General features: G+C 62.1%; 19 protein-coding genes and 1 tRNA gene. 4 read left to right on the forward strand and 16 right to left on the reverse strand.

Going from position 1 to position 24909, the window contains the following annotated elements:
• Positions 1-56: 56 nt before the first annotated feature.
• Both QSV36_RS11935 and QSV36_RS11940 read right to left on the reverse strand, forming a co-directional pair.
• The gene (locus QSV36_RS11935) at positions 57-851 is read right to left on the reverse strand and encodes a carbon-nitrogen hydrolase family protein (RefSeq protein WP_289131757.1); all 795 of its coding nucleotides are present in this window, start codon (positions 849-851) and stop codon (positions 57-59) included.
• A gap of 14 nt (positions 852-865) precedes the next feature.
• A complete protein-coding gene (locus tag QSV36_RS11940; protein WP_289131759.1) occupies positions 866-2548 on the reverse strand; it encodes a flavin monoamine oxidase family protein in 1683 nt (560 codons plus the stop codon).
• Between the two features lie 530 nt (positions 2549-3078).
• Here QSV36_RS11940 and QSV36_RS11945 point away from each other — a divergent pair.
• Positions 3079-3369: a hypothetical protein gene (locus tag QSV36_RS11945; protein ID WP_289131761.1), complete on the forward strand. Its 291-nt coding sequence runs from the start codon at positions 3079-3081 to the stop codon at positions 3367-3369.
• Positions 3370-3381: 12 nt separating this feature from the next.
• On the opposite strand, the gene QSV36_RS11950 is transcribed toward QSV36_RS11945, so the two are convergent.
• The 9 genes from QSV36_RS11950 to rpsU all read right to left on the reverse strand — a co-directional run bounded on the left by QSV36_RS11950 (position 3382) and on the right by rpsU (position 15797).
• Entirely contained in the window at positions 3382-3843 is a 462-nt protein-coding gene (locus QSV36_RS11950) for an Lrp/AsnC family transcriptional regulator (RefSeq protein ID WP_289131763.1), read from the reverse strand.
• A gap of 126 nt (positions 3844-3969) precedes the next feature.
• On the reverse strand, positions 3970-5010 hold the full coding sequence (locus QSV36_RS11955; protein ID WP_289131764.1) for a MerR family transcriptional regulator: 1041 nt from the start codon (positions 5008-5010) through the stop codon (positions 3970-3972).
• A gap of 38 nt (positions 5011-5048) precedes the next feature.
• A complete protein-coding gene (locus tag QSV36_RS11960; RefSeq protein ID WP_289131766.1) occupies positions 5049-5918 on the reverse strand; it encodes a class I SAM-dependent methyltransferase in 870 nt (289 codons plus the stop codon).
• Between the two features lie 156 nt (positions 5919-6074).
• Entirely contained in the window at positions 6075-7196 is a 1122-nt protein-coding gene (locus tag QSV36_RS11965) for a Fic family protein (protein ID WP_289131768.1), read from the reverse strand.
• 189 nt (positions 7197-7385) lie between these two features.
• A tRNA-Ile gene (locus QSV36_RS11970) sits at positions 7386-7462 on the reverse strand.
• 16 nt (positions 7463-7478) lie between these two features.
• Positions 7479-11222, reverse strand: coding sequence for an EAL domain-containing protein (locus tag QSV36_RS11975; protein WP_289131770.1), 3744 nt, complete (start codon positions 11220-11222; stop codon positions 7479-7481).
• 155 nt (positions 11223-11377) lie between these two features.
• Positions 11378-13228: an RNA polymerase sigma factor RpoD gene (rpoD, locus tag QSV36_RS11980; RefSeq protein ID WP_289131772.1), complete on the reverse strand. Its 1851-nt coding sequence runs from the start codon at positions 13226-13228 to the stop codon at positions 11378-11380.
• A gap of 67 nt (positions 13229-13295) precedes the next feature.
• The gene (dnaG, locus tag QSV36_RS11985; RefSeq protein ID WP_289131774.1) at positions 13296-15278 is read right to left on the reverse strand and encodes a DNA primase; all 1983 of its coding nucleotides are present in this window, start codon (positions 15276-15278) and stop codon (positions 13296-13298) included.
• Positions 15279-15581: 303 nt separating this feature from the next.
• On the reverse strand, positions 15582-15797 hold the full coding sequence (gene rpsU, locus QSV36_RS11990; RefSeq protein WP_003255575.1) for a 30S ribosomal protein S21: 216 nt from the start codon (positions 15795-15797) through the stop codon (positions 15582-15584).
• 204 nt (positions 15798-16001) lie between these two features.
• Between rpsU and tsaD the strand changes: the two genes are divergently transcribed.
• The gene (gene tsaD / locus QSV36_RS11995; protein ID WP_289131776.1) at positions 16002-17027 is read left to right on the forward strand and encodes a tRNA (adenosine(37)-N6)-threonylcarbamoyltransferase complex transferase subunit TsaD; all 1026 of its coding nucleotides are present in this window, start codon (positions 16002-16004) and stop codon (positions 17025-17027) included.
• A gap of 3 nt (positions 17028-17030) precedes the next feature.
• Here tsaD and plsY read toward each other — a convergent pair whose 3' ends face one another.
• Entirely contained in the window at positions 17031-17600 is a 570-nt protein-coding gene (gene plsY / locus QSV36_RS12000; protein WP_289131778.1) for a glycerol-3-phosphate 1-O-acyltransferase PlsY, read from the reverse strand.
• Positions 17601-17674: 74 nt separating this feature from the next.
• On the opposite strand from plsY, the gene folB reads away from it, so the two are divergent.
• Entirely contained in the window at positions 17675-18031 is a 357-nt protein-coding gene (gene folB, locus QSV36_RS12005) for a dihydroneopterin aldolase (protein ID WP_289131780.1), read from the forward strand.
• Positions 18022-18531, forward strand: a complete 510-nt coding sequence (gene folK / locus QSV36_RS12010; protein ID WP_289131781.1) for a 2-amino-4-hydroxy-6-hydroxymethyldihydropteridine diphosphokinase — start codon at positions 18022-18024, stop codon at positions 18529-18531. The genes folB and folK overlap by 10 nt, the downstream gene beginning before the upstream one ends.
• A gap of 83 nt (positions 18532-18614) precedes the next feature.
• Here the strand turns inward: folK and QSV36_RS12015 are convergent, their stop codons facing one another.
• From QSV36_RS12015 to QSV36_RS12030, 4 genes are all read right to left on the reverse strand, one after another.
• On the reverse strand, positions 18615-19721 hold the full coding sequence (locus tag QSV36_RS12015) for a tRNA nucleotidyltransferase/poly(A) polymerase-related protein (protein ID WP_289131783.1): 1107 nt from the start codon (positions 19719-19721) through the stop codon (positions 18615-18617).
• Between the two features lie 55 nt (positions 19722-19776).
• Positions 19777-21345 (reverse strand): SpoVR family protein, encoded by a 1569-nt coding sequence (locus tag QSV36_RS12020; RefSeq protein WP_225780131.1) that lies wholly within the window; start codon positions 21343-21345, stop codon positions 19777-19779.
• Complete coding sequence (locus QSV36_RS12025) at positions 21342-22613, reverse strand: YeaH/YhbH family protein (RefSeq protein ID WP_289131785.1); 1272 nt, start codon at positions 22611-22613, stop codon at positions 21342-21344. The genes QSV36_RS12020 and QSV36_RS12025 overlap by 4 nt, the downstream gene beginning before the upstream one ends.
• A 140-nt stretch (positions 22614-22753) precedes the next feature.
• Positions 22754-24676, reverse strand: a complete 1923-nt coding sequence (locus tag QSV36_RS12030) for a PrkA family serine protein kinase (protein ID WP_289131786.1) — start codon at positions 24674-24676, stop codon at positions 22754-22756.
• Positions 24677-24909 lie beyond the last annotated feature (233 nt).

The raw sequence follows: 24909 nt of genomic DNA on the forward strand, positions 1-24909 counted from the left end.
TGTGCAGTGCCTGTGGGAGCGGGCTTACCCGCGAATGGGCTGCAAAACGGCCCCTGTCAGCCTTTACGCCGGTGCAGCTCCTGGCGCAGATCGGTCAGGTAGGGAAATGCCGCCCGACCCTGTACCACCCGCTCGTGCTCGAGTTCAGCCAGCAACTGGCACTCGTCATGCCCGGCCATCGCCAGCAGGCTGCCATCGGGGCCGATGATGCTGCTCTGCCCGCAATACTGGATCTCGCCTTCCGCACCGCAGTAGTTGGTATATACCAGGTAGCACTGGTTCTCCTGTGCCCGCGCCCGCACGGTCACCTGGCAGACAAAGTCGTACGGCGTCATGTTCGCCGTCGGCACCAGGATCAGCTCGGCGCCGTCCAGCGCCAGGCGGCGGGCATTCTCCGGGAACTCGATGTCGTAGCAGATCAGCAGGCCGACCTTCCAGCCATCCAGCTCCACCACGGGGAAGTGGTCGGGGCCTGCGCTGAACATCGAGCGGTCCAGTTCACCGAACAGGTGGGTCTTGCGGTAGTTGCCCAGGCTGCGCCCCTGGGCATCGATCAGTTGCACGCTGTTGTAGATCGCGCCGTCATCGCCGCGCTCCGGGTAGCCATAGACGATGGCGATGCGGTGCGCCTGGGCGATCTCCACCACCTCCAGGGCTGCCGGGCCATCGTCGGCCTCGGCCAGGCGCTCGACCTGGGCCAGGCCGATGTTGTAGCCGGTCAGGAACATTTCCGGGCACACCAGCAACCGCGCGCCGCGTTCGGCCGCCAGTTGCGCCTGGTGGCGCAAGCGTTGCAGGTTGCCGGGCACGTCCAGTGGCTTGGGCGCGCCCTGGAACAGAGCGATGCGCATGCTGCCTCCTTGTCTCAGTCCGCCAGGGCGATCGGGCCGATTTCGTTGAACACGTCGCCTGGGCCAGGGTTTTCCGGGTGGGTGCGGCCACCAAAGTGGTTCATGATACCCCACACCGCATTCAGTGAGGTCTGCACAGCGCCTTCGACCCAGGCGGGGGTCCAGGACACGTCGTCACCGGCGATGAAGATGCCACGCTGCTCGGCAGGCATGTCTTGCTGCATGAAATGCGCATACATGCGCTGGTTGTAGCGGTAGTGGCCGGGCAGCGCACCCTTGAAGGCGCCGAGGAAGTACGGGTCGGCTTCCCAGGAAACGGTGATCGGGTCGCCAATGATGTGCCCGGCGATGTCGGTCTTCGGGTAGATCTTCTTCAGCGCGTCCAGGGCCAGCTGCACGCGTTTTTCCACCGGGTGCGGCAACATCTTCAGGGCGTCGCTCATCCAGGCGTAGGACAGGCAGATCACCCCCGGCTTGTCGTCGCCGTTGTCGAACAGGTAGGTACCGCGGGTGAGGCGATCGGTGAGGGTCATGCTCATCAGGTCGCGGCCGGTTTCCGGGTCCTTGTCCTTCCAGAATGGCCGGTCGACCATGACGAAAGTCTTCGACGATTGCATGTAGCGGGTGCGGTCCAGGGCCATCCACATCTTTTGCGAGAACAGCGATTCCTCGCAGTCGATCTGGGTGGTCAGCAGCCAGGTCTGGCAGGTGGCGAGCACGGCGCTGTAATGCCGCGTGTCGCCCCAGTTGTCGGTGACCGCCAGGCGGCCATCGGCAGCGCGGGCGATGCGTTTGACCCCGGTACGCGGCGCGCCGCCATGCAGCGAACTCAGGCTGGTGCCCTCGGGCCAGTGCACGCAACGTTCCGGCACATGGCGCCAGATGCCTTGCGGCACCTGCTCGACCCCGCCGACCACCAGGTGCTGGTGGTCGTCGCAATTGGTCATGACCACGCGGAAGATTTCCAGCATCGAGTTGGGGAAGTCCGAGTCCCAGCCGCCGGTGCCGAAGCCGACCTGGCCGAACACTTCACGGTGCTGGAAGCTCAGCTTGGCGAACGAGCGCGAGGTGGCCACGAAGTCGTAGAAGGTGCGGTCGTCCCACAGCGGTACCAGCTTGTTCCACAGTTCTTTCAGGCGCGGTACGTCACGGTCACGGATGGCCTGCTGGATGTCGGCGAACTGGGCACCGCTTTCCAGCGCGTCGGCCCAGGCGTCGGCCACCTCCTGGAACAGCTTGGGCAGGTCGCCGGGTTTCTCGGCGTAGTAGGTCTGGCCTTCCAGGTCGATCACGGTGCTGCCCGAGGCCGGCGTCAGCGGGTTGGGGAAGGGTTTGGTTTCCAGGCCCAGCTTGTCCACATAGTGGTAGAAGGCGGTGGACGATACCGGGAAGCGCATGCCACCCAGTTCGGCGATGACCCCGTCGGTACCGTTGAAGGCCTGCGAGCGCAGCCGGCCACCCAGTTTGGAGGCCTCGTACACCACCGGTTTGAGGCCCAGCTTCATCAGCTCGTAGGCCGCCACCAGCCCGGCGATACCGGCGCCCACGATGGCCACTTCCTCACCGTGGCGCTCGGCCGGGATGCTGCCAAGGCCTGCGGGGTGTTCCAGCCAGTCGTCGAAGGCGAAGGGAAAGTCCGGGCCAAAAATGGTGATGGGCTTTTTGCCGTCGGCGGGGTGGCGGTTTTTCTTGTTCATGGACTTGACCTTGCCAGAGGGGCTGCGCCGGGAGCGGAGCCTGAGTATAGGAGATGCCTGGGGCCATTCTAGGGAGTGGGGTGTTCGTTATTAAGGTGCATAGTGTTGTCCAAATGTCATTTATTTCGTCTCTATGACTGGCAATTGATCACTTAAGACGAATCAGTTGGATGCCTTCTCAAGGTGGACGCCTTAACTATCGGCTTTGAATCGGGGGGTGATCAGCCATTTCCTACACCCGAGCCGTGCGTTAAAGAATTACCCTACGCCCGCTATAGCCTCGGTCTGGCTGCGTGGGAAACGCCTCATCGTTAACTTCACTGGGTCGCCCCCGTTCGGGCGATCGGGTGTGAGAACCCATCCTCCAACTTCGCACCAAGGCTTGTGTCATGGCAGCTGTGCGCGGGCAGGCTTCGGCCTGGCCGGATTTCCAAGTTGGCCGGTTTCTCACCCCGTGCATGGCTGCCGCCCAGTCCCGTGAGAAGGAGTTGGCCGGCAGTTTCCTCAAGTCTCAATTTGGAAATTGCATCATGAAGAGTGCTGATTCCGGTCAACCCGAAAAACTCAGACCCACCGCCGAGAAATCCTTCTGCAACTGCGACTCCAGCCACCCATCGCTGTTCGCCATCCGCCCCGGCATCGACGCCGCAGATGCCTTGGTCCACGCTTGCCTTCTGGCCCGTGGCCTCAACCAGATCGCCAGCGACTACGCCCAGCACCATGCCCCCGAGCGCAGCCGTGCCATGGTCTGGTCGATGCAGCATTGCGCCGAAAGCCTCTCGGCGATCCTGGAGGGCTTGCTCGACGGCCAGGAGGCCTGAGCGCCAGCTGGCTCAGAGCGGCTGCCCGCGGTCCACCTTGCTGCTGAGGATGATCGACGTGGTGGTCTTCTCCACCCCGTCGAGACTGCCGATCTGGTCGAGCAACTGGTCCAGCTGTTCGGGCGAGTCGGTACGCAACCAGGCCACATAGTCGAACTCGCCGCTTACCGCACACAGCTGCTGCACCTGCCCCATGGCACTCAGGCGCCGCACCACCTCCTTGCCCGAGCGCGGCTGCACCTTGATCCCCACATACGCCTGCAGCCCGCCGCCCAGCACCCGCTGGCCCAGGCGCACACCATAGCCGGAGATGACCTTGTTCTTCTCCAGCCGCTCCAGGCGCGAGTTGACGGTGGTGCGGGCGATACCCAGCTGGCGGGCGAGGGTGGCGACGCTTTCGCGGGCGTTGATCTGCAGCAGGGCGATCAGCTGGCGATCGATTTCATCCAGCGTGATGGAGCGGGAATCCGACATGGCAAGTCTCTACGGTTGGCCTGCTAGCCTAGCCAGCCCTTGGCGATGAGGGCAAGGGCAGTCGCAGTGGCTTGTGTTGGCAAGGTGCTGTGCAGGCAGCAGGTGAGGCGTCGGGAGATGTGTGAGTCAGGTGTTGGGGGTTAGGCCATCCGCACTTGCAGAAACCGAAGCGACAGCGCCCTTGAGGAACGTCAGCAGACCAGGATGGAGCCAGGTGCCGATGCGCAACTCTGGCTCCGACGCCTCGGCCCGTCGCATCGCCTGGAGGGCAGCGTCGTCCAGCGCGAGCTTGCGGCGCATGTCCAGCCAGGACCTGGCGATAGCCTGCACCTCGGCGTTCGTGGTCGGACAACGAGCCTTGCGCAGGGCTTCCAACCTGTCCAGCAGGCGCGGCCACTCGCGCATCACGTCGATGTAGGTGCGTCGCAGATGTTTATAGGCGTTGGCAGCCAGGTGCTTGCGATACACCAGCAGGCGGTGCTCACAGAACGCACTGAGGATGTACTCTGCAAGTTGTGGAGTAAAACCTGTATTCGCCAGATCGGCGCTTTGCGAAGTCAGCAGATTATCTACGCGCACGAACATTCCGGCATTGGACCGCGTGTCTTTTTCCAACAGCGCCATCCAGTCGCGTGCTGCAAGGCGAGCAACCGATGCGCGTGGTGACACGCCCTTTGCAAGCAAAGCGCGAAGGCCATCAACCCGCCCCTGCCAAGCAGCCGCGAATTTTCCGTTGCTTCCCAGCAAAGGCAAGCTGAGATCGTCCTCGGTGAGGTGTTGGCGGTAGCACGCCAGGGCTTCCAGCGTGTTCAGGCAAGCCGCCTCAGACGGTTCCTCTTCAAGTAGTGCGCGCTGGAGACGTTCCAGGCTGGCGCGAAGCTTCTGCTGACGTGCTATTTCCGCATCGACACGGGCCAGCTGTGCAGCGAGAACCGCTGGAGTTGAAAGCACGCCTCCATCAAGGGTGTGGCGAATTTCATCCAGCGGAATGCCCAGCTCGCGAAGCGCCAGGATCTTGCCGAGCCTTTGGATGTCTGTCGCGCCATAAATTCGATAGCCGGCGTCAGAACGAACGGACGGTTTAAGCAGCCCAAGGCTGTCATAGTGGTGCAGGGTGCGTACCGAAAGCCCCGACCGCCTGGCAAGTTCGCCGACTTTAAGTCGCACGGCAATATCTCCTCCTATAACCCGGTGGCGAATGTAGGTTAACCGACGGTGGCCCTGTACAGGCGCAAACCGCCATCCAGAGTCTGCAGGCCGTCTCGCCGGCGCATGAAGTAGCGAGCGTTGATGGCTTCAGCGTCCAGGCATTCCACCTCGCAGAACCCACTGCCAAGGAGTGTCGCCTGCAGTTCGGCGGGGTCAAACGCGCTTAGCCAAGGCTCGCCTGCGGCCGCGAATGAGCGTGCAGCCATATCGTCCATCCATTGCTCGACCGGTGACAGCAAGCCGCGCGTAACGCGCGCATCGAACACAATTTCGCTCTGGGACGGATAAAGGGCAACCTGGCGGACCATTGCCAAAGCGACGGAGGTTTCCAGGTAGGGAAGTACGCCCAGGCAGCTGAAAAAGGTCGGGCGTTCCGGGTCGATTCCATGTTTATCGAGCACTGCTGGCAAAGAAACTTCGGCAAGGTCTGCGGTAACGAAGGCGACGTTGGAAGGGATCGCGACACCGCTCTTCTGCAAACGCTCCAGTTTCCATTGTTGGATCTCTGCCTGATCCAGCTCAACGCATCTGACGCTGTCGGGAAGGCGGAGCGACAGCGTGTCCAGGCCGGCTCCGAGGATCACGACCTGGCGCAGCCCAGCGCTTATGGCAAGGGCCACTCGGTCTTCCACCAGCTTGCTGCGTGCGACCACTGCCGCGCGCAGCGTACGGAGCATTGGCGCATTGTAGGCATAAGGGTCGACGACCGTTTGCCGTGCCAGGCTGCTGCCCAGTACATCGAACGCGTGCCTGTCCTGCAATAGCGTAGGTTCGTCGAGAAGTTGATGAGCCGCACGCGCAAGGGCCATGGTAAGCGCTGAGCGGCGGCGGGGAATACCCTCGAGAAGGGGTTGCTGTTTCATCATTGTCGTTACATCCCATCACGTCTGGTTGACCATACACATGGTCAAGCCTCCCGTAGCGTGAGGGTCAAGTCTGCTTCCGCGTTCTTTTGGCGCGGGGGGGAGCCACTGTTCTACGGCCTGATGAAGCAGTGCGGCAGTGGGGTGCGGTTCAACTGCTCAGCGTGTTATTTGATAGCGTGTGCTGCGCCCGCCACCAGGCAGTCGTTCGATACAGCCCTTTTCCAGCAAGTCGCTCAGGTGACGGGTCGCGGTGGCTTTGGACACCTTGGCCACCGCTTGGTACTGAGCGGCGCTGATGCCCTCTTCAAAGCCACGTTCTCCACCGTCCAGCAGGCGATTGAGCACTTTGATCTGCTCTACCGACAACGCCTGGCTGCGATGCTCCTGCCAGAAGCGTGCCTTGGCCAGCACGCGGTCAATACGAGCAAGGGCCTGTTCCAGGCTTTTGAGCAACGTCGTGAGGAACCATTGCAGCCAGGCGGTAATGTCCAGGGAGCCTTTCTGGCTGGCCTCGAGGATGCGGTAGTAACCGGTGCGGTCATCGAGGATGCTTGCGGACATGGCGTAAAAGCGGATGGCCTGCTGCTCGCCCTGGGCCAATGCCAGGTCGGTAATTGCGCGTGTGAGGCGACCGTTGCCGTCATCGAAAGGGTGCAAGGTAACGAACCAGAAATGAGCGATGCCGGCGCGTACAAAGGGGTCGAGGCTGGTCTCAGTGCGGCTGCGCTCGAACCAGGCGAGGAATTCTGCCAGTTGCACCTCCAGCCCTGCGCGAGGAGGGGCTTCGAAATGTACGGTAGGGCGGTCGATCCGGCCTGATACGACCTGCATCGGCTCATCGCCACGCAGTGCGCCGATGTGTAACGGTCGAGCCAGCAGTTGCTCATCGCTGGGGAATAACCAACGGTGCCAGGTGAACAGTCGCTGTTCGTCCAGCGGTTGCTGGTGGGCACGGGTGGCGTCGAGCAGGAGTTCCGCCAGGCCCTCGGAGCGGGAGGTGGTGCGGCCCTCCTCGTTCAGCCCCAAGCGCCGTGCCAGTGATGAGCGTACCGAACCGACATTCAGCTGCTCACCCTCGATGGCTGAAGAGGTGATGATGTTCTGCAGCATCGCATCCAGGCTGCTCTGCACTTCGGTGTCCTTCCCCACCGCGCCGAGCATGCCCAACAAACGTCCCTGGGCCTGACCGCAAGCGCGCAGCAGCGGTGCGAGCGCTTCGGCTTGCCAGCTGAAGTGTGGCCAGTTGGGCTGCTGCCACATCCAGAGCGGGTCGTTCATAAGATTCGCTGAGCCGATTAACGAGCCTATTCGGCTCACATGATGAGCCGATAATGCCGGCTATTCGGCTCACTGTCTATTTTCTGAGCAGGTTGTTTGGTTATGGCGTGTTTGGAACGTCAAAGTCACCTTGCGTTTTCGCAGGGCTAGAAACGCAAAAGCCGCGCAATCGCGCGGCTTCGTCGTAGCTGGTGGGCCCACACGGACTCGAACCGTGGACCAAAGGATTATGAGTCCTCTGCTCTAACCGACTGAGCTATAGGCCCTCAGTAAGTGGCCGGATTATAACGAGGGTTTCGCACCTGTGCCATCTGAAAGATCCGATAGTGCTATGCGAAGGAACCCTGCCGCAAACTCCTCCGGTGGCAATGGCAGGCTGACAATGTAGCCCTGGATCTGCTCGCACCCTTCAGCTGCCAGAAAACGCTGCTGGGCCTGGTTTTCCACGCCTTCGGCAATGATGGTCAGCTGCATGCTGCGGCCCAGGGCGATGATCGCGCGGGCGATGGCGGCGTCGTGTGGGTCGTCGGGCAGGCCGCGGATGAACGACTTGTCAATCTTCAGGATGTCCAGCGGCAGGCGCTTGAGGTAGCTCAGCGAGGAGTACCCGGTGCCGAAGTCGTCAATGGCCAGTTGCACGCCCAGTTTCTTCAACTGGTACAGCACGGCCAGGGCTTCTTCTGCCTGGCTCATGATGAAGTTCTCGGTGATTTCCAGCTGCAGGTCGCCGGCCCTCAACTGGTAGTGCTTGAGCAGTTGTTCGATACGTCGGGCCAGGTGCGGGTGGCGCAGTTGCGCGCCGGCCAGGTTGATCGACAGCGGGCCGAAAGGTTCGTAGTGCTGCTTCCAGGCCTGCATCTGGCTGCAGGCCTGCTCCAGCACCCAGTCGCCAAGCTGGAGAATGGTGCCGTTCTCTTCCGCCAGGTGGATGAAGTGCTCCGGCGGTACCTCACCGAAGGTCGGGTGGCTCCAGCGGATCAGCGCTTCGGCACCCACCAGGCTCTGGGTCTTGAGGCTGAGCTTGGGCTGGAAGCACAGGCTCATTTCGTTGCGTTCGATGGCGCGACGCAGCTCATGCTCCAGGGCGATGCGTTCGCTGGCCTGGGCGGTGAGGTCGACGGTATAGGCTTCGACGCGGTTGCGGCCCTTGGCCTTGGAGCGGTACATGGCCGCGTCGGCGTTGCGGATCAGGGTGGAAACGTCGGTGCCGTCCTGTGGATAAAGGCTGATGCCGATGCTGGCACTGGTGAAGAATTCGTGCTCGCCGGCCTGGAACGGCGCATTGAAGCAGGCCAGCAGCTTGTTGGCGATGGTGCTGGCGTCGCTGGGTTTGTGCAGGCCGGGCAGCAGGATGATGAATTCGTCACCGCCCAGGCGGGCCACGGTGTCGACGTCGCGTACCTGCTCCTTCAGGCGTTGGGCGATGCCCTTGAGCAGCAGGTCGCCGACCGGATGGCCAAGGCTGTCATTGATGTGCTTGAAGCGATCAAGGTCGAGGAACAGTACCGCGCCCTGGCGGTTGGATTGCTGTTCACTTGTAAGCACGGCCTGCAGGCGACTCTCGAACAGGGCGCGGTTTGGCAGGCCGGTGAGCGGGTCGTGGTGGGCCTGGTAGTCCAGCTTGGCCTGGGCGTGCTTGAGGCTGGAGATGTCGGCGAACACGGCGACGAAGTGGGTGATCTCGCGCTCGCTGTTGCGTACGGCGCTGATGGTCAGCCAGCCAGGGTACAGTTCGCCATTCTTGCGTTTGTTGTAGATCTCGCCTTGCCAGTGGCCTTCGGCAGTCAGCTGATGCCACATGGCGGCATAGAAGGCACTGTCGTGCTGGCCGGAGGCGAGCAGGCGCGGGGTCTGGCCGAGCGCTTCGATCTCGCTGTAGCCGGTAATTTCGCTGAAGGCGCGGTTGACGGCACTGATGCGCTGGTCGATGTCGGTGATCAGCACGCCTTCGGCGGTGTTTTCGAACACGGTGGCGGCCAGCTGCAGTTTTTCCTGCATCAGGTGGCGCTCGGTGATGTCGCGGGCGATGGTCAGCATGCAGTCGACGCCGGCAATCGGCAGGGGCCGCGCGGACAGTTCACAAAGGCGAATCTGTCCGTCGCTACGGCGAATGTGGCAGGTGAAGTCGCGCACGAAACCGTCGCGGTTGAGCTGGTCGACCAGGCGCTTGCGTTCGTTGAGGTCTACCCAGATACCCAGGTCCAGCGAGGTCTGGTCAAGGGTCGGGTGAAGGTCGTAACCGGTCAGGCGGCAGAAGCCCTCGTTCACTTCAAGCAGCAGGCCGTCGGCCTGGCGCGACAGCAGCAGGCCGTCGGGGGAGGCATGGAAGGCCTTGGCGAATTTTTCTTCCGAGGTCTGCAGCTGCTCCTGGGTTTCCTTGAGCTGGCTGATGTCGCGTACCGCAACCACCAGCGCCGGGGTACCGTCGAGCTCGAAAGTTTCGGCCGAGGTCAGGCCAGTGAACAGCTGGCCGTTGCTGCGCCGGAAACTCATCTCCAGGTTGCGGATGCCACCCTGGTGCAAGCGTTCGAGCAGGCGCGGGCCGCTGCCTTCGAGGCCCCACAGGTTCAGGTCGGTGGCAGTGCGGCCGATCACCTGGTCCGGGGTGAGGCCGATCTGCTCCTCGAAGGCTTCGTTCACCTCCAGCAGGCAGCCGTCGCTGTGGCGGGCAATCAGCAATATGTCAGGGCACTGCTGGAACACCGAGGCGAACTTCTGTTCCGACAGGCGCAGGGCATTCTCGGTGCGCTTGGTTTCGCTGATGTCGATCATCAGCCCGCGCATCACCGGCTTGTGGCCATGCTCGATCATGCTGACGATGTTGCGTACCCACAGCGGCTGGCCATCGGCCCGGATCACCCGGTAGTCCAGGCTGTGGTCCCGTCCGGCCGCCGTTTCGCTGTCGCAATAGGCCTGGGCCCACAGGGCATCATCCGGGTGCAGGATACTGCGCCAGAAACCGGGCTTTAACCAGTCGCTCAGCGGATAGCCCAGCAGGTCTTCGGCGTGGGGTGAAACGTAGCTGTAGACGAAGTCGTTGGCGTCGGCCTCCCAGGCTATCGCGGAGAGGCCCTCGACCAGGCTGCGGTAGCGATACTCGCTGCTGCGCAGCTCCTGTTCGAGGGCGATGCGCCGGGAAATCTCCGAGCTGAGGCGGCGATTGATGCGAATGACCACCGCCAGCACCGCCATCAATATCAGTACCGCTGGCAGGCCATACACCACCAGGTCGGACCAGAACATCCGTTGGTCGACCACATTGCCCACCCAGCGTTGCTGGATCTGGCTGACCTCGCCGCTGCTCATGTCGGCCATCACCTTGTCCAGAATGCCAACCAGTACCTTCTTGTCGCTTGGGACGGCCATTGCCAACTGGTAGCGGTAAGGCGTCTCGCCACTGACATAGAGGCCGTCCAGCTTGAGCTGGCGCAGGCTCCAGATGCTCGACGCAAGGTCACCGACCACGGCGTCCACCTCATCGGTGGCCAGGGCTTGCAGCGTGGAGCTGACATTGGGCAGGGCCACCAGGTTGAGGTCTGGGTGATGCGTGCGCAGCAATTCGTGAGGGGCGTAGTTTTCCACCACGGCCACCTTCAGGCCGTACAGTTCGTCGAGGTTGCGCGGCTGTGCTCCGCCCTTATGCGCGAGGATGACGATGGGGAAGTCGAGGTACGGACGGGTGAAGGCCAGGTAGGCCTGGCGCTCGGGGGTGGACATGATGCCGGGCAGCAGGTCGATGCGGTTTTCCCGCGCCAGCGCCAGTACTTCGGTCCAACTGTGGGGTTCGACCGGTTTGAGCGCCACCTCCAGGCGTTGCTGGATGGTGGCGATGTAATCGGCGGCCAATCCCTGGTAGCGGCCCTCCTGGTCGCGAAACTCGAACGGTGGCCAAGAGGCGTCTACACCCAGGCTCAGCTGCGGGTGGGCAGCCAGCCAGGCCTTTTCCTCGTCTGTCAGGGTCAGGGCGCCGGCCGTTGTGTTCCACAAAACCAGGAACATCAACAGGATGGCCGGCAACAGGGACATAGCGGCCTCGCATTCAGGGGGGACTGAATCGAGTGTAGACGGGCATTGCTGCCGGTGTGGGGTGGAAGGTGGAGTCTTTCGTGGAGGCCTGCACGATCCATGTGGAAGCTTCCGGAAGCGGAAAGAAAAACCCCGGCCTGGGCCGGGGTTTGTCATCACTCGTCGAGGAAGGAGCGCAGGTGCTCGCTGCGAGTGGGGTGGCGCAGTTTGCGCAACGCCTTCGCTTCGATCTGACGGATCCGCTCACGGGTCACGTCGAACTGCTTGCCCACCTCTTCAAGGGTGTGGTCGGTGTTCATGTCGATACCGAAGCGCATGCGCAGCACCTTGGCTTCACGCGCAGTGAGGCCGGAGAGCACGTCGCGGGTGGCTTCCTTGAGGCTTTCGACCGTGGCCACGTCGATCGGCGACTGCATGGTCGAGTCCTCGATGAAGTCGCCCAGGTGCGAATCTTCGTCGTCACCGATCGGGGTTTCCATGGAGATCGGCTCTTTGGCAATCTTCAGCACCTTGCGGATCTTGTCCTCAGGCATTTCCATGCGCTCGCCAAGTTCTTCCGGGGTCGGTTCGCGACCCATTTCCTGCAGCATCTGGCGGGAAATACGGTTGAGCTTGTTGATCGTCTCGATCATGTGCACCGGAATTCGGATGGTGCGTGCCTGGTCGGCGATCGAACGGGTAATTGCCTGACGGATCCACCAGGTGGCATAGGTCGAGAACTTGTAGCCGCGACGGTATTCGAACTTGTCCACCGCTTTCATCAAGCCGATGTTGCCTTCCTGGATCAGGTCGAGGAACTGCAGGCCACGGTTGGTGTACTTCTTGGCGATGGAGATCACCAGACGCAGGTTTGCCTCGACCATTTCTTTCTTGGCGCGGCGGGCCTTGGCTTCACCGATCGACATGCGACGGTTGATTTCCTTGATCTCGGCAACGGTCAGGCCGCTTTCGTTCTCAAGGTCGATCAGCTTCTGCTGGCAAGCGACAATGGCAGCGTCCTTTTCACCCAGGGCGGCAGCCCACTTGGTGTTGCGCTTGGCCAGGTCACCGCTCCAGGTCTGGTCGGTTTCGTTGCCCGGGAACATGCGCAGGAAGTCGGCGCGTGGCATGCGCGCATCACGTACGCACAACTGCATGATGGCGCGTTCTTGCTGGCGCAGACGGTTCAGGGCGTCACGTACACGTTCTACCAGTACCTCGAACTGCTTGGGTACCAGCTTGATCGGCATGAACAGGTCGGCCAAGGCCTGCAGGGCCTCGATGCTGTCCTTGTGGGCGCGACCGTTTTTCTTCAGGACCTTGTTGGTGGCCTGCAGCTGGTCGGCGACGGCACCGAAACGCTGGCGGGCGACTTCCGGGTCCGGGCCGCTCTCGGCCTCTTCCTCGTCGTCACCGCTTTCGGATTCTTCCTCGTCGTCGTCGGACTCTTCCTTCGCGGCCGCGGCCTTGGTGCCCGGGATCGGCACTTCTTCGGTCGGTGCAGCGATGTTGTCGTCAGGGTCGATATAACCGCTGAGAACGTCGGACAGCCGGCCACCTTCGCTGGTGACACGGTCATATTCGCCGAGAATGTAGTCGACAGTGCCCGGGAAGTGGGCGATGGCGCCCATGACTTCACGGATGCCTTCCTCGATACGCTTGGCGATTTCGATCTCGCCTTCGCGGGTCAGCAGCTCGACGGTACCCATTTCGCGCATGTACATGCGCACCGGGTCGGTCGTACGGCCGATATCGGTTTCAACTGCCGCCAACGCAGCAGCGGCTTCTTCGGCCGCAGCTTCGTCGGTGTCGGCTTCCGCCAACAGAAGGGCATCCGCATCCGGAGCACTCTCGAATACGTTGATCCCCATGTCGTTGATCATGCGGATGATGTCTTCCACCTGTTCCGGATCTGAAATATCCTCAGGCAGGTGGTCGTTGACCTCCGCGTAAGTCAGGTAGCCCTGCTCACGGCCGCGGGTGATCAACTCTTTGATACGAGACTGCTGTTGCGCTTTTCCGGACATAACACCCTATCCACTGAAGGTCTTGGCGGGCAAAAAACAAGCCGAGGATTATACCCGAGCATGGGCCTCACGCGCCAGATGAGGTCGGCGTTTGTGCGGGAACATTCCGGCTCAGCAGGGCGAGGAGCTGGGATTTTTCCTCGCTGGTCAATTCGCTTTGACGTGATTTCCTGAGCAGTTGTTCCAGGCTGCGCTCGCGTTGGCGGGCGGACAAGCTAGTTATAGTGTCGAAAAACTGTTGTTCAAGGTTGTCGGCCACGATCAGCCATTCCTTTTCCGCCAGCGCCCTTAGCAGACGGCCTTGTTCGGTGCCGTGCCAGCGTGCGATCAACTGCATTGAGCTTAGCCCAGGATTTTTCTGCGCGGCTTCGATCAGGGCCACCAGCAGCTGGCTGTACAGGTGTTCTTCGTCGGCAAAGTGGCTGGCATCTTCCACCTTGCCGGCCAGCAACGGGTGGTGCAGCAGCGTGCGCAGGGCGGCCAGGGTTGGCGGCTCGACCGGGGCCGGCACGCGCGGTGGCGCTTCGTCACGTTGTTGCCAGGGTTTGCCGCCCTTTCGGTTCTTGTCCCAGGGTTTGTCGCCCCATTGTTTCTTGCCGCCGCCCTTGTTCGGCTTCCACGCCTGTTCCTGCTGGGCAGGGGCGTAGTCGTGCGGCGGCATGTCGCCATAGTCGGGGGTGTAGCTGGCCATGGCATCGTAATCGTAGCCAGGGTCATAGTCCGGCACGTTGCCGGGGGCCGGCGCGTGCTGCGCCAGTTGCTCGACCTGCTGCGGGTCGAGGCCGGTGATTTCGCGCAGGCGATTGCGCATCAGCTGGCGCAGGTTGGCGCCGGGGATCTTTTCGATCAGCGGTGCTGCCAGGGTCGCCATGTGCGCCTTGCCTTCCAGCGAGCGCGGGTCGGCTTCGACGCCCAGCTGCTCGAAGAAGTAGTCGGCCAGCGGCTGGGCGTGCTGGTTGATGCGGGCCATGAAGGCATCGGTGCCTTCGGCGCGCACCAGGCTGTCCGGGTCCTCGCCTTCGGGCAGGAACAGGAAGCGCGCACGGCGGCCATCCTGCAGGTTCGGCAGGGTCGACTCCAGGGCACGCCAGGCGGCCTTGCGCCCGGCCTGGTCGCCGTCGAAGCAGAACAGCACGCTGGGTACCACGCGGAACAGGCGCTTGAGGTGCTCTTCGCTGGTGGCGGTGCCGAGGGTGGCCACGGCATTGCGCAGGCCCTGCTGGGCCAGGGCGATGACGTCCATGTAGCCCTCGACGACGATGATTTCGTCGAGGTTGCGGTTGTGCTTGCGTGCCTCGTACAGGCCGTACAGTTCCTGGCCCTTGTGGAACACCGGGGTTTCCGGGGAGTTCAGGTACTTCGGCTTGTCGTCGCCGAGCACCCGGCCACCGAAGGCGATGATGCGCCCGCGGCTGTCACGGATCGGGAACATCACCCGGTCGCGGAAGCGGTCGTAGCGCTTGCCGGTTTCGGCGTTCTCGATCAGCAGGCCAGCGTCGATCATCACCTTCTGCTGCAGGCTATCGGCACCCAAGTGCTTGAGCAGGTTGTCCCAGCCTGGCGGGGCGAAACCCAGGCCGAAATCGCGGGCGATCTCCCCGGACAGGCCGCGGCCCTTGAGGTAATCCACTGCCGCCTTGCGGGTCGGGTGGCTGCGCAGGGCCTGGCGGTAGAACTCCGAGGCCGCGTCCAGTAGCGGGTACAGCGGCGAATCGGTGGGCTGGCGCGGTTTGTGGTCGCGGCGGCCTTGCTCGCGGGGTACTTCCATGCCGGCGGCCCGGGCCAGCTCCTCGACTGCCTGGGGAAAGTCCAGGTTGTCGTGGTCCATGACGAAGCCCAGGGCGTTGCCACCGGCACCGCAGCCGAAGCAGTAGTAGAACTGCTTGTCGGGGCTGACCGTGAAGGAAGGGGTCTTTTCCTTGTGGAACGGGCAGCAGGCGGAGTAGTTCTTGCCGGTCTTTTTCAGCTGGACGCGCGAACTCACCACATCGACGATGTCGAGGCGGTTGATCAGGTCGTCAATGAAACTCTGGGGAATCAGCCCGGCCATGGCAGTCTCGTCATCTGGCAACTGGCAAGTCTAATCGCTCACGCGCCGAATGGGGCGGGTGCCGCTTGGAGAAGTACGAGGGAAAATGTGCTCGTCGCCAGCCCTGTAGGGCCCGTCAGTCGGACGTGCACGTCTGGTCATACAACAAGGAGGACCAGCTCTGACGTTTCAGGCAGGTTGCCCATGTGCAGTTCGCTAGAAGCTTGTGCAGGGCCTTGAGCTAGCTGCTCAAGTTTGAAGCGACCACTGCCATCGCCCGGCGGTGAGCCGGGCAGGGCAGAAGCCTTGCGTAGAGCGCCTGTATTAGTACAGGCGAACGGCGCGGCGCTGTTCGCGCTGAACTTTCTTGGCGTGACGCTTAACAGCAGCAGCTGCTTTGCGCTTACGCTCGGCGGTCGGCTTCTCGTAAAACTCGCGGCTACGAACTTCAGCCAGTACACCGGCTTTTTCGCAGGAGCGCTTGAAACGACGCAGAGCTACGTCGAAGGGTTCGTTCTCTTTAACTTTGACGGCTGGCATCCAGGGCTACCTTAATTCATTACCGGGGTAGACGTGCTCCTGGCAAAACAAAGGTGTGCTGGAGAACGTCGGTTTTCAAGGGTTGCGGATGTTAACCCTTAGCAAGCCGGAATGCAAAGCCTCTGATCGAAAACCGCTGGTCGGCATCCGACACGGGGACTATCATGCGCGGCTTCGAATTCAGCCCCCACAAGGGACGAACCCATGCTAGTACTGGGATTGGAAACATCCTGCGACGAAACTGGCGTCGCATTATATGACAGCGAGCGCGGTTTGTTGGCCGACGCCCTGTTCAGCCAGATCGACCTGCACCGCGTGTTCGGCGGGGTGGTACCCGAGCTTGCCTCGCGTGACCACGTCAAGCGCATGTTGCCGCTCATCCGCCAGGTGCTGGACGAGGCCGGCTGCGTCGCCACCGAGATCGACGCCATTGCCTACACCGCTGGCCCCGGCCTGGTCGGGGCCTTGCTGGTGGGCGCATCCTGTGCCCAGGCGCTGGCCTTTGCCTGGGACATCCCGGCGATTGGCGTGCACCACATGGAAGGCCATCTGCTGGCGCCCATGCTGGAGCAGAATCCGCCTGAGTTTCCGTTCGTCGCCTTGTTGGTCTCGGGCGGCCACACCCAGCTGGTGCGCGTCGATGGCATCGGCCACTACGAGCTGTTGGGCGAGAGCCTGGACGACGCCGCTGGCGAAGCGTTCGACAAGACGGCCAAGCTGATCGGCCTGAACTACCCCGGTGGCCCGGAAATCGCTCGCCTGGCCGAGCGCGGTGTGCCGGGGCGCTTCGTCTTCCCGCGGCCGATGACCGACCGGCCGGGCCTGGAGTTCAGCTTCAGCGGCCTGAAAACCTTCGCCCTGAACACCTGGCAGCAGTGCCGCGATGCTGGTGACGACAACGAACAAACCCGTTGCGACCTGTCCCTGGCGTTCCAGCAGGCAGTGGTGGAGACTCTGACCATCAAGTGCAAGCGGGCGCTGAAGCAGACCGGCCTCAAGCGCCTGGTCATCGCCGGTGGCGTCAGCGCCAACAAGGCCTTGCGGGCGTCCCTCGAAGACATGCTCGCCAGCATCAAGGGCAACGTGTACTACGCGCGCCCGCAGTTCTGTACCGATAACGGCGCGATGATCGCCTACGCTGGCTGCCAGCGGTTGTTGGCCGGGCAGCAGCAGGACCTGGCAATCAGTGTGCAGGCACGCTGGCCGATGGAGCAGTTGCCGCCGGTCTGATGGCTAGAAATGCCGTTCACGCCCGGCGAACAGGTCGCGCAGGTTGTTGCGGTGGCGCCATACGATCATCAGCGTGAGCACGCTGATCGGCAGCAGCGCCTCGGGCTCGCGCCAGGCCAGCAAGGGCAAGGTCAGCGGCGTGGCGATCAGCGCGGCCAGCGAGCTGGTGCGGGTAAGGTAGAAGGTCAGCAGCCAGGCGCCGATGGCCAGCAGTGCGGCCGGGAAGTACAGGGCCATGAGCATGCCGGCGGCAGTCGCCACGCCCTTGCCGCCGCGGAAGCGGAAGTACAGCGGAAACAGGTGGCCCAGCACCGCGCACACGCCAACCCAGGCCTGGGCGTGCAGGTCCAGCCCGGCAAGGCGGGCGAGCAATACTGGCAACAGGCCCTTGCACAGGTCGCCAAGCAGGGTCAGGATCGCCAGTTTGCGGCCTGCCAGGCGTAGCATGTTGGTGGCGCCAGCGTTGCCTGAACCGCTGGAACGCGGGTCCGGGCTGCCCGCAAGGCGGCTGAGTACAATGGCGAAGGACAGCGAGCCGAGCAGGTAGGCGAGCAGCGCCAGTAACCAAAACATGCTAACTATTCCGGGCGAGGACGCCCTGATTCTAACGGCGCCAGTCGCCCTTGTCGTGCTGTGGAGAGAAGTGCTTGGACAGAGTGTTCATCGAAGGCCTGGAAGTCGATACCGTCATCGGTGCCTATGACTGGGAGCGGGATATTCGCCAGTGCTTGCGCCTGGACCTGAGCTTTGCCTGGGACAACCGCCCGGCTGCTGCTGGTGACGACCTGGGCCTGGCGCTGGATTACGCCAGTGTGTCGGCGCGTATCCAGGCGTTTGCCGAACAGGCCCGCTTCGAACTGGTGGAAACCTTTGCCGAGCGCCTGGTGGCAACGTTGATGGACGAGTTCCACATCCCGTGGGTGCGGTTGAAGCTGACCAAGCCGGGTGCGGTGCCTGCGGCCCGCGGTGGTGTTGGCGTGGAGATCGAGCGCGGATGTCTCTGAGCACGGTTTACCTGGGCCTTGGCAGCAATATCGACCGCGAGGCGCACTTGTGCGCCGGGCTCGATGCGTTGGCCGGCATCCTCACCGGCATGCGCTGTTCGCCGGCATTCGAAAGCCAGGCGGTAGGCATCAAGAGCGGGCCGTTCATCAACTTCGTGGTAACCGGGCAGACGGCATTGCCGTTGATCGAGCTGGACCGCCGACTGAAGTTCATCGAGGCCGACAACGGCCGCTATGCGCCAAACCGCAAGGGGCTGCCGCTGGATATCGATGTGCTGATGTATGACGATTTGCTCGGCACGTTCGATGGGCTGGTGCTGCCCCGTGCCGAGATTCTGAAGAATGCCTTCGTGCTGTGGCCGCTAGCGCTGCTGGCGCCCGACCTGGTGCATCCGGGGGTGGGCAAGCGCATGGCGCAGTTGTGGCAGGAGGCGCGGATTGACCAGGTACTGGCGCCGGTTGCCTTCGAGTGGCGTGGGCTGCAGCTGACTCCGGCTTGAGCCTGTACCGGCCCTTTCGCGGCTCAAGCCGCTACACGGACGGCTTGAGCCTTGAGGTGCGGCGTTAGCCGCGAAAGGGCCGTCTAACTGCGCGGGTAAGCCTCAAGCGCTTTCAACCGCTCGGCTTTGAGCGCTTCGCCCAGTGCCTGGCCAGTCAGCCCGGCCTGCACCAGCGGTTTCACATCCACCGCCCGCGCTGCCGTTGCCGCCCCTCGCAGGTAATCGGCCTGTGGATAACCTGCTTTGCCCTCGCTCAGCGCGATCATCTGGCAAGCAATCAGGAAGTCCTCGAACCGCTGCGGCCGCCGGTACACATCGAACTTCTGTAACAGCTCCAGCAGCGCCGTCGCCGGCAACGCCAGCGCCTGGTTGCCTTGCGCCAGGCACTCGCCGATCAGCAACGCCAGCTCCTGGCATTCCCGCGGCGCCTTGAGGCGCTGGTTGACGGTCTTGATCGAGGCAGGGGCCAGCCCGTGCAGCAGGCAGGCCCAGCGCACCGGCAGGGCCTGCTCATGCAGTGCAGCCTGTTCCAGCGCCAGCAGCGCCTGGGTATCGTCTTCAAGCTCAGGCAGCAACTCCGGCAGGGCACCACAGGCACGCAGCACCTGGAAGAATACCTGCGGCTGCGCTTCCATCAACGCCCGCTCGATTTCCTTCCAGCTGCGTTCGGCAGTCAACGCCTGCAGCTCACCCGAAGCACTGATCTGGCGCATCAGTTCCAAGGTTTCCTCGGCCACTCGGAAACCCAGCGGTGCATAACGCGCAGCGAAGCGCGCAACCCGCAACACACGCAAGGGATCTTCGGCAAATGCCGGGGAAACGTGGCGTAACAGGCGCTGATCAAGATCGCGCTTGCCATGGTAGGGGTCGTACAGGACCCCCGCTTCGTCCTCGGCCATCGCATTGATGGTCAGGTCGCGGCGTATCAGGTCTTCTTCCAGCGTCACGTCGGGGCTGGCATGGAAGGTGAAACCACCATAACCACGTCCACTCTTGCGCTCGGTGCGTGCGAGGGCGTATTCCTCGCCGGTTTTCGGGTGCAGGAATACCGGGAAGTCAGCCCCGACCGGGCGGTAGCCCTTGGCGTGCATTTCCTCGACCGTGGCGCCGACCACCAGCCAGTCGATATCGCTCACCGGGCGGCCGAGCAAGCGGTCGCGCACGGCGCCGCCGACTTTGTAGATGTGCATGTGCAGCTCTCCATAACTGCCGACAGGATAACCCGTCGGCAGCCATGGCGTAGCATCAGAGGTGGTGGATGACAGCCAGGTCCATGCGCCCGTAGTCGGCGTTTTCGCCGTGCTCGCCACGCGGTGGCATGTGGTGGGTCTTCATCACCTGGTCGCCTTGCACGGTCTCCAGGTGGATGTCGAAGCCCCACAGGCGGTGCAGGTGCTTGAGCACTTCATCGGTGGAATCGCCCAGCGGTTTACGGTTGTGTTGCTGATGGCGCAGGGTCAGCGAGCGATCGCCGCGGCGATCGACGCTCCAGATCTGCACGTTCGGTTCACGGTTACCCAGATTGTACTGCGCTGCCAGTTGCTCGCGAATGGTCCGGTAGCCGGCCTCGTCATGAATGGCCGGCACCAGCAGGTCGTCGCGCTGGTCATCATCGAGTATGCTGAACAGCTTGAGGTCACGCATCACCTTGGGTGACAGGTACTGCAGGATGAAGCTCTCGTCCTTGAAGCTGCTCATGGCGAACTTGATGGTAGAAAGCCAGTCACTGCCGGCAATGTCGGGGAACCAGCGGCGATCTTCCTCGGTCGGGTTTTCGCACATACGGCGGATGTCGGTGTACATCGCAAAGCCCAGTGCGTACGGGTTGATGCCGTTGTAGTACGGACTGTCGAAGCCAGGCTGGAACACCACACTCGTGTGCGACTGCAGGAACTCCATCATGAAGCCTTCGGTGATCAGGCCCTCGTCGTACAGGTCGTTCATCAAGGTGTAATGCCAGAACGTAGCCCAACCTTCGTTCATCACCTGAGTCTGGCGCTGCGGGTAGAAGTACTGGGCAATCTTGCGCACGATACGCACTACTTCACGTTGCCACGGCTCCAGTAGCGGGGCGTTCTTCTCGATGAAATACAGGATGTTCTCCTGTGGTTCGGCGGGGAAGCGCGCATCATCGCGTTCGTTGCCTTTGTCTGCGCTTTTCGGGATGGTCCGCCACAGGTCGTTGATCTGCCGTTGCAGGTGCTCTTCGCGTTCTTTCTGCCGGCGTCGCTCCTCTTCGGCGGAAATCGGATAGGGCCGCTTGTAGCGGTCGACGCCATAGTTCATCAGCGCATGGCAGGAGTCGATCAGGTCCTCCACGGCATCGATGCCGTGGCGCTCTTCGCATTGGGCGATGTACTGCTTGGCGAACACCAGGTAGTCGATGATCGAGCTGGCGTCGGTCCAGGTGCGGAACAGGTAGTTGCCCTTGAAGAAGCTGTTATGGCCGTAGCAGGCATGGGCGATCACCAGTGCCTGCATGCACATGGTGTTTTCTTCCATCAGGTAGGCGATGCAAGGGTCGGAGTTGATCACGATTTCGTAGGCCAGGCCCATCTGGCCACGGCTATAGGACTTTTCCGTGCTGAGAAACTGCTTGCCATAGGACCAGTGATGGTAGCCCAGCGGCATGCCGACCGAGGCGTAGGCATCCATCATCTGCTCGGCAGTAATCACTTCGATCTGGTTGGGGTAGGTGTCCAGGGCGTAACGCTCGGCCAGGCGGCTGATTTCCCGGTCATAGGTCTGGATCAGCTCGAACGTCCACTCGGACCCGGTGGAAATGGGTTGGCGTCTCTGTGCTCTGGCGGTCATGTGGCTAACCTGCGCTGGAAGAGTTCACGGAAGACCGGGTAGATATCGCCGGCCGATACCAACTGCTGCTGGGCGAACGTGTCGGGGAAGGCTTCGCCGATGCGCTCGTATTCGTACCACAGCGCCTGGTGCTCACGTGGGGTGATCTCGACGTAAGTGTAGTACTGCACATGCGGCATGATCTGCTTGGACAGGATATCGCGGCAGATCGGCGAGTCGTCGTTCCAGTTGTCGCCGTCCGAGGCCTGGGCGGCGTAGATGTTCCAGTCACTGGCCGGGTAGCGCTCGGCCATGATCTCCTGCATCAGCTTGAGCGCGCTGGAAACGATGGTGCCGCCGGTTTCCCGGGAGTAGAAGAATTCTTCCTCGTCGACTTCACGGGCGCTGGTGTGGTGGCGGATGAACACCACTTCGATGCGGTCGTAATTACGCTTGAGGAACAGGTACAGCAGGATGAAGAAGCGTTTGGCAATGTCCTTGGTGGCCTGGGTCATCGAACCGGACACGTCCATCAGGCAGAACATCACCGCCTTGGAGCTGGGGTTGGGCTGCTTGACCAGCAGGTTGTACTTGAGGTCGAAGGTGTCGAGGAAGGGCAGGCGGTTGATGCGGGCCTTCAGGCGTTCGATTTCCTGTTCGACTTCCTGGATATCAGTGAAATTATCCGGCTCCTCCACCTTCAGGCGGGCAAGCTCCTTCTGCGCTTCGCGCAGCAAGGCACGGCTGCTACCGGTCAGGGCGATGCGCCGGGCATGCGCCGAGCGCAGGGTGCGCACGATGTTGATGCGTGACGGGTTGCCTTCGTTGGCGATACCGGCGCGCACGGTCTTGAAGGTGTCGGCACCGGTCAGGTGGCGTTTGACCAGGTTGGGCAGTTCGAGGTCCTCGAACATGAACTCGAGGAACTCTTCCTGGGTAATCTGGAAGACGAAGTCGTCCATGCCCTCGCCGGAGTTGCCGGCCTTGCCACGGCCGCTACCTCCCCCGCCACCTTGTGGCCTGGGGATGTGTTCGCCGGCGGTGAATTCCTTGTTGCCCGGATGCACGATGGTCTGCTTGCCGCCGCGGCCATGGTGCAGCACCGGTTCGTCGATGTCGCGCCCCGGAATGCTGATCTGCTCGCCATGTTCCATGTCCATGATGGAACGGCGGCTCACCGCCTCTTCGACGGCCTTCTTGATGTGTTCGCGGTACCGTCGCAGAAAGCGCTGGCGGTTGACCGTGCTCTTGTTCTTGCCGTTCAGGCGTCGGTCGATAACGTAGCTCATGGTCCCTCCGGTAGCTGGAGCAGCTGCAAGCCACAAGCTTCAGGCTGCAGGAAAGAGCAGCCACCGCTGCTGCAGGCTGCAGCGCCGGGCTTGCGCTCGGCGCCGTACAGCCTGGAGCTTGCGGCTTGTAGCTTGCCGCTTTATTGCGATTTCCTGACCCGCAGATACCATTCCGACAGCAGGCGAACCTGTTTGTCGGTGTAGCCACGTTCCACCATGCGCGTGACGAAGTCGTTGTGTTTCTGTTGGTCCTCCTTGCTGGCCTTGGCGTTGAAACTGATGACCGGCAGCAGGTCCTCGGTGTTGGAGAACATTTTCTTCTCGATTACCACTCGCAGCTTCTCATAGCTCAGCCAGCTCGGGTTCTTGCCGTTGTTGTTGGCCCGCGCACGCAGCACGAAGTTGACGATTTCGTTGCGGAAATCTTTCGGGTTGCTGATGCCGGCCGGCTTCTCGATCTTCTCCAGTTCTTCGTTGAGGGCGATACGGTTGAGAATTTCGCCGGTTTCCGGGTCGCGGTATTCCTGGTCCTGGATCCAGAAGTCGGCGTACAGCACGTAGCGGTCGAAGATGTTCTGCCCGTACTCGCTGTAGGACTCGAGATAGGCGGTCTGGATTTCCTTGCCGATGAACTCGATGTAGCGCGGTGCCAGGTACTCCTTCAGGTAGCGCAGGTAGCGCTCGCGCACTTCGGCAGGGAACTGTTCCTGCTCGATCTGCTGTTCCAGCACGTACAGCAGGTGCACCGGGTTGGCAGCCACTTCATGCGGGTCGAAGTTGAACACCTTGGACAGGATCTTGAACGCGAAGCGGGTCGACAGGCCGTTCATGCCCTCGTCGACGCCTGCGGCATCGCGGTATTCCTGGATCGACTTGGCCTTTGGATCGGTGTCCTTGAGGTTTTCCCCGTCGTACACCCGCATTTTCGAGTAGATGTTTGAGTTTTCCGGCTCTTTCAGGCGCGAAAGCACAGTGAACTGGGCCAGCATCTTCAGCGTGTCCGGGGCGCAGTGGGCCTTGGCCAGCGAACTGTTGATCAGCAGCTTGTCGTAGATCTTGATTTCGTCGCTGACGCGCAGGCAGTACGGCACCTTGACGATGTAGATCCGGTCGATGAACGCCTCGTTGTTCTTGTTGTTGCGGAAGGTGTGCCACTCCGATTCGTTGGAGTGGGCCAGGAGAATCCCGGAGTAGGGGATGGCACCGAGGCCTTCGGTACTGTTGTAGTTACCTTCCTGGGTGGCGGTGAGCAACGGGTGCAAGACCTTGATCGGGGCCTTGAACATCTCGACGAATTCCATCAGGCCCTGGTTGGCCCGGCACAGCGCGCCCGAATAACTGTAGGCGTCGGCGTCGTTCTGCGGGAATTCCTCGAGCTTGCGGATATCCACCTTGCCGACCAGGGCCGAGATGTCCTGGTTGTTCTCGTCACCCGGTTCGGTCTTGGCGATGGCGACCTGGTTGAGGATCGACGGGTACAGCTTCACCACCTTGAACTTGCTGATGTCGCCGCCGAACTCCTGCAGGCGCTTGGTGGCCCAAGGCGACATGATAGTGTTCAGGTAGCGCCGCGGGATGCCGAATTCCTCCTCGAGGATCGCCCCGTCTTCGCTGGCATTGAACAGCCCCAATGGCGACTCGAACACCGGCGAGCCCTTGATGGCGTAGAACGGTACCTTTTCCATCAGCTGCTTGAGTTTTTCCGCCAGCGACGATTTACCGCCGCCCACCGGGCCCAGCAGGTAGAGGATCTGCTTCTTCTCTTCCAGGCCTTGGGCGGCGTGGCGGAAGTACGACACGATCTGGTCGATGCACTCTTCCATGCCATGGAAGTCGGCAAACGCCGGATAGCGGCGGATGACCTTGTTGGAGAAGATACGCGACAGCCTGGAGTTGGTAGAGGTGTCGATCAGCTCTGGCTCACCGATGGCCAGCAACAGGCGTTCGGCTGCCGATGCGTAGGCACTGCGATCCTCTTTGCACAGCTCGAGGTACTCCTGCAGCGTTAATTCTTCCTGGCGCGTTGACTCGAAACGTTGTTGGAAGTGGCTAAAAATACTCATGACGTCACCTCGCTCGATACGTGGAGACGACGCCGGATCAGTCAGCTGATGCTGGCACGCAACCGGGGTTACCGATTGCTGTATACCCCCCAAACACCCTGTAACGCTACCGATGACCCGCACGCCGGTGTACCGGCTCTCCCCTTTTTCTGGATGGCCTGCGCTTAAGAATAGTTGGTTATCCGCAAGGTCAAGGGCGAGGTACGGAGAAGTTGCGGCCGACCGTTCGTCAG

It is taken from the genome of Pseudomonas sp. BCRC 81390 (assembly GCF_030341915.1).
Classification (GTDB): domain Bacteria; phylum Pseudomonadota; class Gammaproteobacteria; order Pseudomonadales; family Pseudomonadaceae; genus Aquipseudomonas.